12 protein-coding genes are annotated in these 15,836 nt (G+C 60.2%); 10 read left to right on the forward strand and 2 right to left on the reverse strand.

The features are described 5' to 3' along the window. The first annotated feature begins 25 nt into the window (after positions 1-25). The 6 genes from dprA to AABE20_RS02795 all read left to right on the forward strand — a co-directional run bounded on the left by dprA (position 26) and on the right by AABE20_RS02795 (position 9,526). Entirely contained in the window at positions 26-1,240 is a 1,215-nt protein-coding gene (gene dprA, locus AABE20_RS02770) for a DNA-processing protein DprA (protein WP_338331709.1), read from the forward strand. 29 nt (positions 1,241-1,269) lie between these two features. Then, on the forward strand, positions 1,270-4,017 hold the full coding sequence (topA, locus tag AABE20_RS02775; RefSeq protein WP_338331710.1) for a type I DNA topoisomerase: 2,748 nt from the start codon (positions 1,270-1,272) through the stop codon (positions 4,015-4,017). Between the two features lie 3 nt (positions 4,018-4,020). Beyond that, positions 4,021-6,072 (forward strand): RNB domain-containing ribonuclease, encoded by a 2,052-nt coding sequence (locus tag AABE20_RS02780; protein WP_338331711.1) that lies wholly within the window; start codon positions 4,021-4,023, stop codon positions 6,070-6,072. Next, a complete protein-coding gene (locus AABE20_RS02785; RefSeq protein WP_338331712.1) occupies positions 6,065-7,819 on the forward strand; it encodes a S41 family peptidase in 1,755 nt (584 codons plus the stop codon). Before AABE20_RS02780 ends, AABE20_RS02785 begins: the two co-directional genes overlap by 8 nt. A gap of 8 nt (positions 7,820-7,827) precedes the next feature. Continuing rightward, on the forward strand, positions 7,828-8,169 hold the full coding sequence (locus AABE20_RS02790; RefSeq protein WP_338331862.1) for a DUF1491 family protein: 342 nt from the start codon (positions 7,828-7,830) through the stop codon (positions 8,167-8,169). A gap of 130 nt (positions 8,170-8,299) precedes the next feature. Continuing rightward, a complete protein-coding gene (locus AABE20_RS02795; RefSeq protein WP_338331713.1) occupies positions 8,300-9,526 on the forward strand; it encodes an OmpA family protein in 1,227 nt (408 codons plus the stop codon). Positions 9,527-9,621: 95 nt separating this feature from the next. Here the strand turns inward: AABE20_RS02795 and cysK are convergent, their stop codons facing one another. Further along, entirely contained in the window at positions 9,622-10,608 is a 987-nt protein-coding gene (gene cysK, locus AABE20_RS02800) for a cysteine synthase A (protein ID WP_165991267.1), read from the reverse strand. Between the two features lie 153 nt (positions 10,609-10,761). On the opposite strand from cysK, the gene AABE20_RS02805 reads away from it, so the two are divergent. After that, complete coding sequence (locus AABE20_RS02805) at positions 10,762-11,211, forward strand: RrF2 family transcriptional regulator (protein WP_338331714.1); 450 nt, start codon at positions 10,762-10,764, stop codon at positions 11,209-11,211. 86 nt (positions 11,212-11,297) lie between these two features. Here the strand turns inward: AABE20_RS02805 and AABE20_RS02810 are convergent, their stop codons facing one another. Continuing rightward, complete coding sequence (locus tag AABE20_RS02810) at positions 11,298-11,837, reverse strand: Ig-like domain-containing protein (RefSeq protein WP_338331715.1); 540 nt, start codon at positions 11,835-11,837, stop codon at positions 11,298-11,300. A gap of 392 nt (positions 11,838-12,229) precedes the next feature. On the opposite strand from AABE20_RS02810, the gene AABE20_RS02815 reads away from it, so the two are divergent. The 3 genes from AABE20_RS02815 to AABE20_RS02825 all read left to right on the forward strand — a co-directional run bounded on the left by AABE20_RS02815 (position 12,230) and on the right by AABE20_RS02825 (position 15,830). Beyond that, entirely contained in the window at positions 12,230-12,748 is a 519-nt protein-coding gene (locus tag AABE20_RS02815; RefSeq protein ID WP_338331716.1) for a hypothetical protein, read from the forward strand. 94 nt (positions 12,749-12,842) lie between these two features. Beyond that, entirely contained in the window at positions 12,843-14,867 is a 2,025-nt protein-coding gene (parE, locus tag AABE20_RS02820; RefSeq protein WP_338331717.1) for a DNA topoisomerase IV subunit B, read from the forward strand. A gap of 63 nt (positions 14,868-14,930) precedes the next feature. Beyond that, positions 14,931-15,830 carry an EamA family transporter gene (locus AABE20_RS02825; protein ID WP_338331718.1) on the forward strand — a complete coding sequence of 300 codons (900 nt, stop codon included), beginning with the start codon at positions 14,931-14,933 and terminating at the stop codon, positions 15,828-15,830. Positions 15,831-15,836: the final 6 nt, after the last annotated feature.

Consider the following 15,836-nt stretch of genomic DNA (forward strand, 5'->3'; position numbering starts at 1 on the left):
TGCGCCTGCGGGGCCACCCCAGAATATGAACAGCCTGTTTGCGGCCCTGCGGCTTGCGCGGACCGAACAGGTCGGCCCACGCACATGGCAACGGCTGGTGGCGCAGTATGGCACGCCTGCTGCGGCACTGGACGCCCTGCCGGGCCTGCCCACCAGAGGCCGCACCCGCCCCACCATTCCCCCAGCCGACAACATTCAGCGCGAGATAGACGCGACTCTGGCCCTTGGCGGGCAGTTCGTGACCCTGCTGGACAGCAACTACCCACCCCTTTTACGGCACATCCCTGACGCACCCCCCGTGTTAAGCGTTCTGGGCGACCCGGCCTGCCTGTGCCAGCCGGGTCTTGGCATTGTGGGGGCGCGCAATGCCTCCGCCCAAGGGTTGCGACTGGCCGAAAGTCTCGCCACCGAACTGGCCGACTCCGGGTTGACGATTATTTCCGGCCTTGCACGGGGGATAGATAGTGCCGCCCACAAAGGAGCGCTTTACAAACAGGGGCTCACCATTGCCGCCATAGCGGGTGGGCTGGACTGCCCATACCCACCCCAGAACGCCGCCTTGCAGGACCAGATTGCCCAGATGGGTGCGGTCGTAACCGAAGCCCCCTTGGGCACAGCCCCACAGGCCCGCCATTTTCCGCGCCGGAACAGACTTATTGCGGGGCTGGGTCTTGGCTGTGTTGTGGTGGAGGCAGCCCCCCATTCTGGCACGCTCATAACCGCGCGCATGGCAGCCGATTATGGGCGTGAGGTGTTTGCGGTGCCCGGCTCTCCACTGGACCCAAGGTGCAGGGGCAGCAACGACCTGCTGCGTAAAGGGGCTATTCTGACCGAACGCGCCACGGATATTCTGCCCCATATTGCATTTACCACCCCGCAGCACCCGGCTTTGGCCCTGAGCCACACAAAATCCACGCCTGATCTGTTTGCATCTCCCACTGCCTCCGCCACCATGTTTGAAGATGCCAGTATTTTCAAAAATAATACTCAAAAACAATCAGTTACAGACACATCCCCCGCTTTGCCCGCAGCCCAGAGCACACACATTTCCCCCACAACGCAACTGCTTGACCTTCTATCCTTTACACCCGTAGCTGTTGACGATCTTATAAGGCGCTGCCAGTTCTCGGCTTCTGTCGTTCTGGCCGCGCTCACCCAGCTTGAGCTGTCAGGTCAGGTGACCACCTATCAGGATGGTCGCGTTGGGCTAACTAACGGGCAGGCAGAAACGAGTAGGTAAGTGCTGCTTCCGGGCAGGTCGGAGAGAGTATGACTGACGTTGTTGTGGTCGAAAGCCCAGCCAAGGCTAAAACGATCAACAAATATCTGGGCGATGGCTACACGGTGCTTGCATCGTTTGGGCATGTGCGCGACCTCCCGCCCAAAGACGGGTCCGTTCTGCCTGATGAAGGCTTTGCCATGAAGTGGCAGGCCGATGACCGCGGTACAAAGCAGGTTGCCGCCATTATCAAGGCACTCAAGGGTGCCAAACACCTCTACCTCGCCACTGACCCGGATCGGGAGGGGGAGGCTATTTCGTGGCATGTGCGGGCCATGCTGGAGGAGCGCAATGCGCTCAAAGGCGTGGACGTGCAGCGTGTTACGTTTAACGAGATTACAAAAAGCGCCATCAAACACGCCATGGCGCACCCGCGTGAGCTGGACCTGCCCCTGATCGAGGCCTATCTGGCCCGCCGCGCGCTGGATTATCTGGTGGGCTTTACCCTCTCCCCCGTTTTGTGGCGCAAGCTACCGGGTTCGCGCAGCGCGGGGCGGGTGCAATCCGTTGCCCTGCGCCTGATCTGTGAGCGTGAAGCGGAGATTGAGGTTTTCAAGCCGCGGGAATACTGGAGTGTTACCGCATCCCTGCTGACCACCGGCAACGCGCCCTTTACCGCGCGGCTGACCCATCTGGGTGGCAAAAAGCTCGACCAGTTTGACCTGAACAACGCCGATCTGGCTGAAGCTGCCAAACGCGCGGTGGAAGCTGAAGACCTGAGCGTGCGCTCCATTGAGCGGCGCAAGGTCCGGCGCAACCCGCAGCCCCCCTTTACCACCTCCACCTTGCAGCAGGAGGCATCGCGCAAGCTGGGCATGAGTGCTCAAACCACCATGCGCACCGCCCAGCAGCTCTATGAAGGGATGGAACTGGGGGGGGAAACGGTCGGTCTGATCACCTATATGCGAACCGATGGCGTGACCATGGCGCAGGAGGCAATCCACGCCATCCGTGGTCATATTGGCAGCAAAATTGGTGCGGACTACGTGCCCGCCCAGCCCCGCCACTACACGTCCAAGGCCAAAAACGCGCAGGAAGCGCATGAGGCCGTGCGCCCGACCGATATTTCGCGCACCCCCGAGTCCATGGCGCGCTACCTGAACAACGACCAGCGCCGCCTGTACGAACTGGTGTGGAAGCGTGCTGTGGCCAGCCAGATGGAATCGGCAACGCTGGACCAGGTGGCGGTGGATATTGCCGGGCCTTCCGGCCAGACAGTGCTGCGCGCCAACGGCTCGATCATCACCTTTGACGGTTTTCTCAAACTCTACCGCGAAGGACGCGATGATACCGAGAAAGCCGCAGCGGATGACGATTCCCGCATGCTCCCCCCCATGCACGAGAAAGACCCGCTCAAGCGTGAGAGTGTGGAAGCGGAGCAGCACTTTACCCAGCCGCCGCCACGTTATTCCGAGGCATCGCTGGTTAAAAAAATGGAAGAACTGGGCATTGGCCGCCCTTCCACCTACGCCTCCATCCTGACCGTGCTGCAGGACCGCAGCTACGTACAGCTTGAAAACCGCCGCTTTGTGCCAGAAGCCCGTGGGCGGCTGGTCACCGCATTCCTTGTGTCCTTTTTTGAACGGTATGTGGACACGGGCTTTACTGCCGGGCTGGAAGAACTGCTCGACAAAATTTCCGACGGGCAGGCCCAGTGGAAAGAAGTGCTGGCAGATTTCTGGCAGAACTTCTCCAAAGCCGTGGGCGACACCAAGGAACTGACCATTACCGATGTGCTCAACGCACTGGACAAGGACCTTGGGCCGTTCTTCTTCCCCCCCCGTGCGGATGGGTCGGACCCGCGGCACTGCGCCTCGTGCGGTACGGGGCGGCTGGGGCTTAAACTTGGCCGGTATGGCGCCTTTATTGGTTGCTCCAACTACCCCGAATGCCAGTTTACCCGCAGGCTGACCGCCGAAAGTGCTGAAGATGGCGATGGAAGCGGCGCACTCAAGGACGGCATGCGCCTACTTGGCCAGCACCCCGAAACGGGCGAGGATATTACGGTTCGCCAAGGACCTTGGGGGCTGTATGTGCAGCAGGGCGAGCCTGACCCTGCGGACAAAAAAGCCAAACCCCGCCGCGCATCCCTGCCCAAAGGCATGGACGGCGCCAGCATTACGCTGGATCAGGCCGTTGGTCTGCTCTCCCTCCCCCGCCTTGTAGGTTTGCACCCCGAAACGGGCGAGCCGATCGAAGCCGGTCTGGGCCGGTTTGGACCTTACGTCAAAATGGGCGCGGTCTATGGCTCGCTCGACAAGGATGATGATGTCCTGACCGTGGGGCTGAACCGCGCGGTGGATGCGCTGGCCAAAAAGCTGGCCTCCATCCGTAATCTGGGCAACCACCCCAAGGATGGGGAACCTGTTATGGTGCGCAAGGGCCGGTTTGGCCCCTACGCCCAACACGGCCAGCTTGTGGCCACCCTGCCCCGTGGCACGGATATGGACGCAGTCACGCTGGACGAGGCCGTGGCCCTGCTGGCGGACAAGGGCAAGCCGCTCAAAGCCAAGGCCGGTGCCAAAAAGGCCCCTGCCAAGAAAAAAGCAGCCACCAAAACCACCACAGCCAAGGCAACCACCAAGGCTCCGGCCAAGACCGCAGCCAAGACCACCACAAAAAGTGCTGCCAGAACAACAAAGGCAAAAGCTGCCACCGCCACAGAAGGCGATGCAGCCCCAGCCAAACCCAAGGCCCGCAAGGCCACCACTACTCCGCGTAAAAAAAAGGCTGAATAACCCATGCCCGGCAGGTCTGAAGTTGCTGCCCTTCCTTCCAGCGCAGCACTTCGGGCCTTCCTGCTGGACGGGGTTGCCCCTGTTGGGCTGAGCGACATACTCCGCGCCTTTGGCCGCCCCATCCGGGAGAAGGCGCGCCTTAAATCAATCCTGCACGACATGGCCCTGAACGCAGACCTGCTGGACCTGCCTGCAGGCCGCCTTAAAGCCTCCATCGGACTACCAGAAACCGCACGGGCGCGCATAACCCACATCCGTAATGATGGAACACCGTGCGGCATACTGGCCGATGCCCCGGCGGCAACCCCCGTTATACTCACCACCCGTGCACCAGATCTGCCATACCCTTTGCCCGGCGATATGGTTCTGGCCCGCCTGCGCCCCGCCTGCGGTGCCCGTAGGCGTGAAGCGCGCGCCGAACGCCTGCTTGCCCGTACGGAGGGAACCCTTGCCTTTTCGCGCGCACTTGGGGCCGATGGCGCAGCTTTGGAGCAGTTATGGGCCTGCAACCCCCATATTGCGGGAACATTCCCTCTGGCTGCACCAGAGCAGTATGCCCTGCCAGAACCGGGGGAGGTGGTTATGGCCACCTTGCGCCAGATGCCCAACGGCACATTGGCCGTGGACACCCCCACACCCTATGGCCACGCGGCTGCCGCTGGCATGGCAAGCCAGCTCAGCCTGCTTACACACGCCATACCCACCAGTTTTTCTGCCGCAGCGGAGCAGGAGGGGCAGCTTGTGGCCGAGCAGGTTGCGGCCGGGCACAACCTGCCAGCCCCCGCAGACCGCTGCGACCTGCGCAGCCTGCCCCTGATAACGCTGGATGATGAAACCGCTCAGGACTTTGACGACGCCATATGGGCGGAGTCGACCGATGCGGGCTTTCACCTTGTTATTGCCATTGCCGATGTCAGCCACTTCGTGCCCTGCGGCTCCGCGCTGGATGTGGAGGCCCGCGCGCGTGGGACATCCATTTACCTACCTGAGCGGACCGTGCCCATGCTGCCTGCCAGCCTGTCGGCCAACGCCTGCTCGCTTCTGCCCGGGCAGGACCGCTTATGCCTGTTTGCCGATATACAGATTACGCATGACGGACAGATTCTGGACGGCACAATCGGGCGCGCCATCATGCGCAGCGCAGCCCGCCTGACCTACCGGGATGCACAAGCTGTGCTGGACGGTAAAGCCCTGCCCGCAACACACCCGGTCCACACCCTGCCCCCGGCTTTGCTACCAACCCTCATGGCTGCAAGCCATGCGTTGGACACGGATGCAACCAAACGTGGCGCCATGCGTTTGGATGAAGATGCCTGGGCCATCACCTTCCACCCCAATGGGCAGCCTGCTGCCTTTTTACCGCGCGAGCACTTTGCAACCCACGATCTGGTTGCCAGCTTCATGATCGCGGCTAACACGTTTGCCGCACGGATTGCGCATGAAAATCACCTGGCTGTGCCCTATAGGGTTCACCCTGCCCCCACGGCTACGCTCCCCCGCCCAGCCGCGCGCTACAGCGCCGGACCGGGCCGCCACAACGGGCTTGGTCTGCCGTTCTATATCCACTTTACCAGCCCCATCCGGCGCTATGCCGATCTGGTGGCGCACAGGGCCATAAGCGCATGGTGCGCGAACAGGACTGCCCCAGATAAAACCGCCCCTTCTGTGGCCTGCGCGCCACCACACGCGCAGGATTATACGCTTGCCCCGCACCTTAATTTTACCGAGCGGCGAGCGGGAAAAAGCGTTCAGGATTGCCAAAATCGGCTGGCGGCGGCCTTTCTGGTTCCTCAGATAGGGCAAAACGTGAACATCCATGCCACCACAACAACACGGCATGGCCTTTGCGTGCGATTGACGAAAACTGGAACTCCGTCTTTGCTGCCCTGGTCTGCTTTTCCGGATTACGCAAGGATGAATGACGACTCGCCATACAGCGGCATTGCCGCGCGCTACACGCCCCTTATCCAGAACGGGGCGCTGCTTATGGCAGTTCTGCTGGCAACCTGCCCGGCGCGTGGCGTGTCCGTACTGGCGTCCCCCACCCATGCGTAGTGACCGTCCTTTCCGTTATGTTCGGGCCATTGTGCAGCACCAGTTGCTCGTGCCCGGCGTTATGCTGGCCATTCTGCTGTTGTGCCAGCCAGCCACGCTGCATGCCCAAAGTGGGAATGCTGGCCCCGTGCCCAACCCACCGCCAGCCACACCCCAGCCAGCACCTTCCGGCACGCCTGCCGGGGCGGATGCACCACCCGAGCCTCCACCGGCTGCGGCCAACCCGGCACCCACCCCACCTGCCCAGCCCGATGCCCCACCCGCCCCGGCGGTGGACATGCCACTTGTGCATTCCGTTATTGCCACCGCACTGGAATTTTTAGGTCCCCGCACGCTTGAACCCCATAGCAGCCGGGACTTTACCCTATGGGGGCTGGGCTGCCTGACAGCACTGGACCCCACGCTGACCTTCGATTCCCGTGGCACCAACATTCAACTGCTTGCAGGCCCTCAGCCCCTCCTTTCCCGCCCGGCTCCACCGGCGGACAATGTGGATAACTGGGCCAGACTGGCCACCGACTTTCTGGAAGCCGCGCGCGCCCATTCCGCCGCCGTACGCTCGGCTGAGCGTGATGATCTGTTACAGGCGTTTTTTGATGAGCTGTTCAATCATCTGGACCCCTACTCCCGCTACATAGGTCCATCCTCAGCCAGTACCGACCGTGAGGCCAGAACGGGTGGAGAGGCGGACGCAGGCATGACGCTGGCCCAGAACGGGCGGCATGTTGTGGTCTCCGCCATTAACGCCAACGGCCCGGCATGGACCTCCGAGATTGATACAGGGGACCGGATTATTGCCGTTAATGGCCAGTTAACGGCAGGGCAGTCCGCCGCAACCGTGACAGAATGGCTCCGTGGGCCAGAAGATAGCGCCCTTATCCTGCGCCTGCTCTCCCCCGGTCGGCGGCGCGGCCATACGGTCACACTCCGCCGCTCCAAAGTGCCGCCAGAAACCGTGTTTGCTTTTGCCAGCGGCCCCATTGTGGTGCTCCGGGTTACGGCTTTTTCCTCCGATACAGCCGAGGAAATGAGCCAGTACCTCGATCAGGCCACGCAGGACAAAAACCTGCGTGGCCTGATTATAGACCTGCGTGGCAACCGTGGTGGCGTGCTGCAACAGGCCGTAACCGCAGCGGCTTTGCTGCTGGACCACGGCGTTGCCGCCGTAACCAGTGGGCGGGACCCACAGTCCAACCATATCTGGGCTGTGCAGGGGGGGGACATGACCAATGGCCTGCCCATTGCCGTGCTGGTGGACGGCCGCACCGCCAGCGCTGCGGAAATTCTGGCAGCCGCTCTGGCCGACCACCGCCGCGCCGTAGTTATTGGCAGTGCAACACTGGGCAAAGGACTGGTACAAACCGTGGCGCAACTCCCTGATGAGGGCGAACTGTTTGTCACATGGAGCCGCGTGATTGCCCCCCTGCACTGGCCCTTGCAGGGGCTGGGCGTTATGCCGCAGATCTGCACCAGTCTGGGCGAAGCCGACACCAGCCACGCCCTGCATATGCTCGCCAGCGGCAAGCTGGCCAATCAGGCCGCCATAACCGCATCCCGCGCGGCTCGTTACCCGCTGACCGTTCCCAATATTCTGGCTATTCGCAAGGCATGCCCGGCCGCACTGGGCAATGACCGGGACGTAAGCGTGGCACGGGAGCTTATTAACCATCCGGCATGGTACAAAACCGCCATAGCCGCCATTCCAGATGACGCAACTCCCGCCCCCCAGATTTCCGCCGCACCATGACTGATGCCATGCCCCCTCCCCCACGCCTGCGTACCGACCTTGTAGCCCGCGCCCTGCTCCGCCAGTCCGGGCTGGATGGACGCTCAGCCATGCTGCTGCGCAAAGGCGACCCGGACGCAGGGGGGATTCTGGTTATATTACTCGGCCGGAACGGAGAGGGCGTGGTACTTTCCCAGACCCGCACAGCGGAGGGAGAGGCTGCATGGCTGCGTGGCACGGGAACAACACCCGTAGGCGCGGAGCAGATTCAGGCCTATGTTGAGCGGCAACTCAAATACGACCCGGATTTATGGGTGTTGGAAATTGAAACTTTGGACTTCAGCCCTCCGTTTGAAGCAATACTGATCTGACAAGAAAGGTAGGTATTGTGGCTTAACCCACACGCCTGCGGTATTTATGACGCATAAAATCCACAAGATTGGGAAAACTCTGTCTTCTGCCTGTTGCGTCATACACAACTTTACAGCAAAGAAGGCAGGCATGTGTGCCCTCGTACCATCAAACGCCATACGTGATGTATCGCACAACCTTTGCCACAGCAGGGAGAAGACCATGAAGCCGCGCCGTATACTGCTTGCGCAAACGCTGCTTTCTGCGCCGCTTGCGGCTGGCCTCCTGCTGTCCGCCGTTTCAGCGCATGCGCAGCCTGTTCAGGGCCTGTATATTGCCGGAGAAGGTGGCGGGACCCTTAACCAGGACCAGCGCGTTAAAAGCACAGCCCACTTCCCCGATGGTCGTGACCGTTGGAAAGCTGGCGCTGTTGGAATCGGCTCGGTGGGCTGGGGCCTTGGCAACGGTTTTCGTGTTGAGGTCGAAGGCAATTACCGCAACATGGACTATAACCGCCTTGTGACCAGCACACTGGCCACAAAAGGGGATGGCCGACGCCAGACCTACGGCGTTATGGTGAATGCGCTGTTTGACCTTGATATCGGCAAGCCGTGGCTGTTCCCTTATTTTGGGGCCGGTGTTGGCTATGGCTGGACCTCCACCAATGCGTCACTTGTCGGGAGCAATGGCTCTGGCAACACAACGCAGCGTATTGGTGGCACGTACGGCAATGCCACCTATCAGGGCATTTTTGGTCTTTCCTTCCCCGTACCGTGGGTTGTTGGCCTGTCGGCCACAGCGGAATACCGGTTCTGGACCATGTTTGGCCCGCAATCCCATAGTGTGACCTCGACAGGGAACATTGGGGGTATTCAGGCAGCCACGGGTGTAAGCACCATCAGCGGTACCCACAAGACCGTTACAGACTTCAACCATTCCATGATGCTGGGTCTGCGGTACGAATTTAATCCTGCACCTCCGCCACCTCCGCCGGTTGCCAATGTTCTCGCACCTGCCCCGCAGGCTGCGCGGAGCTATCTGGTGTTCTTTGACTGGGATAAAGCCGACCTGACCGACAGGACGCGTTCCATTGTGAACGAAGCCGCACAGGCCGCCGCCCATGTGGCCCTGACACGCATTACAGTCTCGGGCTACACAGACAACTCCTCTGCCCATCCGGGCGAGAAGGCAGGCGAAGAATACAACATGAAGCTTTCCATCCGCCGCGCAACGGCTGTTAAAGCCGAACTGATGCGCGATGGGATTGCTGGCTCCACTATTGATATTCATGGCTATGGGGATACACACCCGCTTGTGCAGACTGGCCCGAACACCAAGGAAGCCCAGAATCGGCGTGTGGAAATTATCCTGCGCTAACAGACAGGCTGTTCACCTGTCCTAAAAAAGCCCGCCCCATTTGAGGCGGGCTTTTTTTATGGCCGACACAACACAAAGCCTTTGCAGGCTGGTGCTTACAGGCCCGAAAATAGGGACGTGGAGAGGTAACGCTCGGCAAAAGAAGGCGCTATGGCAACAATGGTCTTGCCTGCGTTTTCTTTTTTATGCGCCAGTTGCAACGCCGCATGCAGCGCCGCCCCGGAGGAAATACCAACGGGAATACCATCAATGCGCGCGCAACGTCTGGCAGCGGCAATGGCCTCACGCTCAGAAACGGTCAGAACCCCATCCAAAGATTTAAGATGCAGTGTTGCCGGGCAAAAACCCGGACCAATGCCCTGAATACCATGTGGGCCGGGTTCATCCCCGTTCAGAATAGCACTTTCTGCAGGCTCCACGCCAAAGACCTGTATGCCCTTGCGCCGGGGTTTGAGCGATTCTGCAATGCCGGTTGCGGTGCCACCGGTGCCAACACCGGCCACAACAATATCAACCTTACCGGCCGTATCAATCCAGATTTCCTCTGCCGTGGTGGCGGCATGCACGGCGGGGTTTGCCGGGTTATCAAACTGGTCTGGCATCCATGCATCTGGCGTTTCGGCCAGAATTTCGTTCGCACGGGCAATCGCACCTGCCATGCCAAGGCGCGCGGGGGTCAGTTCCACCTGTGCGTCCATCAGCCGCACCATGCGCCGCCGCTCTATGGAAGCCCCCTCAGGCATGGTGACAATCAGTCTGTAACCACGGGCAGCGGCCACAAACGCCAGAGAAATACCGGTATTGCCCGATGTTGGTTCCACCAGCAGGGTGCGGCCGGGTGTAATTTTGCCCCTGCGCTCGGCATCCAGCACCATGGCCGTGCCGATTCTGTCCTTGACTGAGCCAAGTGGATTAAAAAATTCCAGCTTGAGCAGCACACGACTTGTCAGCTTGTCTTCGTGCATAATGCGCGGCAGGGCGACCAGAGGTGTTCCACCCACCACATTCAAAACCGAGTCGTAAACTCTCCCACGAGGCGCTGCAAAGCCGTAACCCTCGTTATCGTGCGTTGTTGATGGCATTTGGTCCCTACCTGAACTGTTTATATGTTCAACTGTCTTATAATACGAATTTCCAACGTAGATAAACAGGCATTCCCCTGCTATAAGCACACAACACAGCACGGCTGGCACATCATACGCCAGACCGTAAGCCAAGCAGGAAGGACCTTGCGCATGATTCTTCGTCGTGACAGAGCAATGACCGCTGTTCTCATCATGCTGGACGTTGCTTTCCACGCAGGACGCTCCAATGCGGTCAGTGCTGCAGATATTGCCGAGCGTTCCGGGCTGGCCCGCCGGGGGATCGAGCCGCTGCTACAGGCACTCTCGCGCTCAGGGCTGCTGGAAAGCATTCGTGGCCCCCGTGGGGGTTACCGGCTGGGCCGCCCCCGGCGCGATGTAACCCTGATCAATATTATTGAGGCAGTCCTGAACGAGGACCCCGAAGGCAGCGATGGTCCGCAAGGCCCCCTCTTCCACAAGGTTATTGAACCCTGCTGGAATGGCTTTGACACAAAGCTGACAGAGCAGATGCGCCAGACCACTCTGGATGAACTGGTCCGTCAGGCCGAGGACGCAGGTCTTAAACGCCCACAGAGCGAGCCGATTACGTTTTCCATCTGACTATTGGCCTTTGGCCAACAGGCATAAAAAAAGGCGGCGCCGCGTTAAACGGCACCGCCTTTTTTTGTACAGCCAGTCAGAACAGCTTAGTTCTTGCTGGATTTGGCCGGATGGGCCGCCCGTTTGGTCACAGCTTTCTTTTCCGGCGCGGCTGGAACAGGCGCTGTTACCGCAGGGTGGGGAATAAACACGCCTGTGGCATCCACCTGTGCGGTAACCGTAAGGTGGGTGCGCTGCTGGCCGGGACCGGGGATAAGGATAACCGTAAACTTGTCCTGCCCCGCATAACCCTGCGTGGGTGTGTAGGTTACGTGCGTGTCGTTATCCAGCGAATACAGGAACGCCTTGCCATGTTCGGGAGCCGGCGCGACCCCAAACGTCAGGTAAGGCTTGCCATCGGGCTGGGAGGCGAGCACTTCGCACAGACCACCATCGGAACGGACCGTCATGGTGGTGGAAAGCTGGCCGTCAGCCTCTTTCTTGATGGGGGTTGTACTGCATACGGCAGATTTTTTGAGATACCCAAACGGATTGGGAGATCCGACATGGACAGGGCCCACGGTTGTCGCGCAGCCGGCAAGCATGCCAGCAGTTAGCGTCAGCCCGGCAATTCCTCGTAAGCGCACTCCACAGCTCCGCTTCATTCTTGTTAAGTCAACCATAACCCAGCGCGTTCCATTTGGTTAAAGGGTTAAAGCCCTGCCCGCTGGCCAGACCAGCGCAACACGCCATAACGCCGCATGAGTCGTCCTTGCCTTTAGATCATCCAGCAGCAGGAAGGAAGAGGCCCGGCCCGCTCCTTTTGGCACCCCTGCCTCTTTGTTGACAGGCAGGTGCAGGTAAAAACATCGTTTGGCCACAACACAGCCCTAACACAGACCAGCGCAGGACACGGCCACATATGCATAATTCTGCCATGAGCCACCTGCCGGGAAATGACGGTATGACAAATTAGGCCGTTTCTTTCCTGCCTGAATAGGCTATTGCGTTGTGCAGCATCTGTCGGAGGTCCTACCGTATGTTCCTTTCCCGTCTTTTTGCCGCGGGTGTTCTTGCCGCGGGCGTTCTGCATAGTTCCATTACTTTTGCCGCCAGTCCGTGCGGCCACTCCCCCGCGCATGAAGCCTTCAACGTGCAGGGCCTCAAAAGCGAGCTGATGGTCACAGCCCTGTCGTGCAGTGCGCAGGACCGCTACAACGCGTTTGTCGCCAAGTTCCGCACCGTTCTGCTGAACGAGGAAGACAAGCTGAATGGCTACTTCCGCTCCACTTACGGTCGCAGCGCGCAGCGTGAACATGATGACTACATTACCCAGCTCGCCAACGTGCAGTCCGAACAGGGTTTGCAGTCTGGCACCATCTTCTGCCAGCAGCGCATGGCCATGTTTGATGAAGTGAACGCGCTGGATAACGGGGAAGACCTCTCCAACTATTCCGATGCCAAGGATGTTACCCAGCCCGCATCGTTTGAAACCTGTGCAGCCCCCACCACCACACGTGCCCCCGTACGCCGCCGGACCACCCACAAGGCCGCGTAATGGCCAGCAGCCACAGGCGGCATACCGGGCTTTTAACATCCGGGCTGCCTCTGGTGCTTGACGAATCAACGCCAAAGCGGGACAGACTTCCCGCATGAGCGATCTGTTTTCCGCCCCCACTCCGCCCCGCAAATCTGCCAGCGCCTCCGCCCGCCCCAAAGCGCCGGAGAACGAGGCGTATGACGCCAGCGCCATTGAGGTGCTGGAGGGGCTGGAACCAGTCCGCCGCAGGCCCGGCATGTATATTGGCGGAACGGATGAAAGTGCGCTGCACCATCTGGCCGCCGAAATTCTGGACAACTCAATGGATGAGGCGGTGGCAGGCCACGCCAACACCATTGACGTGCATCTGGCGCCGGACAACCAGCTTTGCGTCCGGGACAACGGGCGGGGCATTCCCGTTGACCCGCACCCCCGCTTTCCCGACCGGTCGGCGCTGGAAGTTATTCTGACCACGCTCCATGCCGGTGGTAAGTTCTCCGGCAAGGCTTACGCCACATCGGGCGGATTGCACGGCGTTGGCTCGTCCGTGGTTAATGCCCTTTCCGCACGTATGGATGTGGAAATCGCGCGGGACCGTACCTTGTGGCAGCAGTCTTATGCACGGGGCAAACCCGTAACCGCACTGGAAAAAGCCGGGGCGGCCCCCAACAGGCGTGGCACCCAGATTACATTTCAGCCCGATCCCGAAATTTTTGGCACACATATTTTTGTGCCCTCCCGCCTGTACAAACTCTGCCGCTCCAAGGCGTTCCTGTTCCGTGGTGTGACCATCCGCTGGTCGTGCGATCCAACGCTGATCAAGGCGGGGGATGAAACCCCGACCGAAGCTGTTCTGCACTTCCCCGGTGGTCTGGCCGATAGTCTGGCCGATGAGCTAGGCCCTAACGCGCCCCTGCTGACCCCCTTCTGGTCGGGGGAGGCTCCCCTGCCCCCACAGGCGGATGGAACCGATAACGGCAAGGTGGAATGGGCCGTCGCCTTTTTGGAAAGTGGGGCAGCGTCCCTGATCTCCTACTGCAACACCATTCCGACTCCGCAGGGTGGCACGCACGAGACCGGGTTCCGCAACGCGCTGCTCAAAGGCCTGCGTGCATGGGGCGACCAGCGTTCCATAAAAAAAGCAGCCAGCATTACAGCCGAAGACATACTGGGCATGATTGCCGCCCGCCTGTCCGCCTTTATTCGGGACCCGCAGTTTCAGGGCCAGACAAAGGAAAAGCTGACCACGGCGGAAGCCAGCAAACTGCTCGAAACCGCCTTGCGCGACCGGTTTGACCACTGGCTGGCCCAAAACCCCGCACAGGCGGATTCGCTGCTCAGCTTTGCCATCGACCGGGCCGAAGAACGCCTGCGCCGCCGCGAGCAAAAGGACACACCGCGCAAAAGTGCGACCCGCCGCCTACGCCTGCCCGGCAAGCTGACCGACTGCACCAAGGAACACGCCCCCGATACCGAAATTTTTCTGGTGGAAGGGGACTCGGCAGGCGGGTCCGCCAAGCAGGCCCGCAACCGCGAAACACAGGCCGTGCTTCCCCTGCGTGGCAAAATTCTGAACGTGGCCAGCGCCACAACAGAAAAACTACGCGCCAATCAGGAACTCCGCGACCTGATAGAAGCTCTGGGCTGTGGCTCGGGCGAACGGTTCGACCTGACCAAACTGCGCTATGGCCGCGTCATTATCATGACCGACGCAGACGTGGACGGCGCGCATATTGCATCCCTGCTTATGACGTTCTTCTACCGCGAACTGCCCGAGCTTATTCGCAACGGGCACCTGTATCTGGCCCAGCCTCCACTGTACCGGCTCACACAGGGCGCGCACAGCGTGTACGCCATGGATGATGCGGACAGAGAGCGCAAAATGGTAGTTCTGAGCAAAAAGCGCGGCAAGATTGATGTCTCCCGCTTTAAGGGGCTGGGGGAAATGCCGCCCGCGGATCTGAAGGAAACCACAATGGACCCGCGCAGCCGCACCCTGTTGCGCGTGATTGCCCCACCAGAAGACCGGCTGAGCACACGTGAGCGGGTGGAAAGCCTGATGGGCCGCAAACCCGAGCTTCGCTTTGCCTTTATTCAGGAACATGCCCGCTCGGTTGATGAACTGCTGGATATCTGACCCGGCAGCCCTACAACCTATGGTGTGGCCACATTGTGCTCCCTGCCATAACGTGAGCACCCCATGAGCACGCGTACTTTTTCCGTCCACCAACGTTTATCCGCGCTGCTACAGGTTGTCGGCGGCATGCTCTGCCTGCAATTTGGCTCGTCCTATGCCAAAATGCTGTTCCCCACTTTTGGGGCTGCGGGCATGGTGGGGCTGCGCACTTTTTTTGCCGCGATTATGCTCATGCTGTTCTTCCGCAGTTGGCACAGCCTCTCGCGCAGGGTGCTTATGCTGGTGCTACCCTATGGGGTGTCTCTGGCGGCCATGAACTATTTTTTCTATCTCTCGCTCGGGCGGTTGCCATTGGGCACAACTGTTGCGCTGGAATTTACCGGCCCTCTTGTTCTGTCCTTCATCCATACCCGGCGCTGGAGCGATGTGGTGTGGACAAGCCTGACCGTGCTGGGGCTTGTGCTGCTGCTCCGCCCGGAATCCGCCATACGCCCGGACCTTCTTGGCATTGTGTTTGCCCTGCTGGCCGCCATTTGCTGGGCGCTGTATATTGTTTTTGCCCGTAACATTGCAGGCAAACTGCCATCTGGTCAGGCGTGTTCGCTGGGTATGTTGTGTGGTGGGGCGGCTGTGTTTGTGCCCTGCACCGTCCCTGCCCTGTGGGTTGGGCTGCATGCGCCCCTTTTGCTGGGGTTGAGCGTTATTGTGGCTCTGTGTTCGTCCGCCCTGCCTTACACGCTGGAAATGCAGGCCATGCAAAAGCTGTCCGCCCGCGAATTTGGCGTGCTGTGCAGTCTGGAACCCGTTTCCGCAGCACTGGCTGGCGCCATATTGCTGCATGAGGTTCCGTCTGTTCTGCGACTATGCGGTATTTTATGTGTGGTTCTGGCATCTGTGGGCACTGTGCTTATGCCCCGAAGTGACAATAACACAGCGCCAGATGGACCGATTCTTCCAGAATAACCGGTC

The sequence above is a fragment of the Acetobacter zythi genome (genome assembly GCF_963921165.1).
GTDB lineage: Bacteria > Pseudomonadota > Alphaproteobacteria > Acetobacterales > Acetobacteraceae > Acetobacter.

What these genes read in the sequence shown, in the direction of transcription:
- dprA (WP_338331709.1), top strand. Translation starts at nt 26, where the DNA reads ATGAACAGCCTGTTTGCGGCCCTGCGGCTTGCGCGGACCGAACAGGTC.
- topA (WP_338331710.1), top strand. Translation starts at nt 1,270, where the DNA reads ATGACTGACGTTGTTGTGGTCGAAAGCCCAGCCAAGGCTAAAACGATC.
- AABE20_RS02780 (WP_338331711.1), top strand. Translation starts at nt 4,021, where the DNA reads ATGCCCGGCAGGTCTGAAGTTGCTGCCCTTCCTTCCAGCGCAGCACTT.
- AABE20_RS02785 (WP_338331712.1), top strand. Translation starts at nt 6,065, where the DNA reads ATGCGTAGTGACCGTCCTTTCCGTTATGTTCGGGCCATTGTGCAGCAC.
- AABE20_RS02790 (WP_338331862.1), top strand. Translation starts at nt 7,828, where the DNA reads ATGCCCCCTCCCCCACGCCTGCGTACCGACCTTGTAGCCCGCGCCCTG.
- AABE20_RS02795 (WP_338331713.1), top strand. Translation starts at nt 8,300, where the DNA reads ATGTGTGCCCTCGTACCATCAAACGCCATACGTGATGTATCGCACAAC.
- cysK (WP_165991267.1), bottom strand. Translation starts at nt 10,608, where the DNA reads ATGCCATCAACAACGCACGATAACGAGGGTTACGGCTTTGCAGCGCCT.
- AABE20_RS02805 (WP_338331714.1), top strand. Translation starts at nt 10,762, where the DNA reads ATGATTCTTCGTCGTGACAGAGCAATGACCGCTGTTCTCATCATGCTG.
- AABE20_RS02815 (WP_338331716.1), top strand. Translation starts at nt 12,230, where the DNA reads ATGTTCCTTTCCCGTCTTTTTGCCGCGGGTGTTCTTGCCGCGGGCGTT.
- parE (WP_338331717.1), top strand. Translation starts at nt 12,843, where the DNA reads ATGAGCGATCTGTTTTCCGCCCCCACTCCGCCCCGCAAATCTGCCAGC.
- AABE20_RS02825 (WP_338331718.1), top strand. Translation starts at nt 14,931, where the DNA reads ATGAGCACGCGTACTTTTTCCGTCCACCAACGTTTATCCGCGCTGCTA.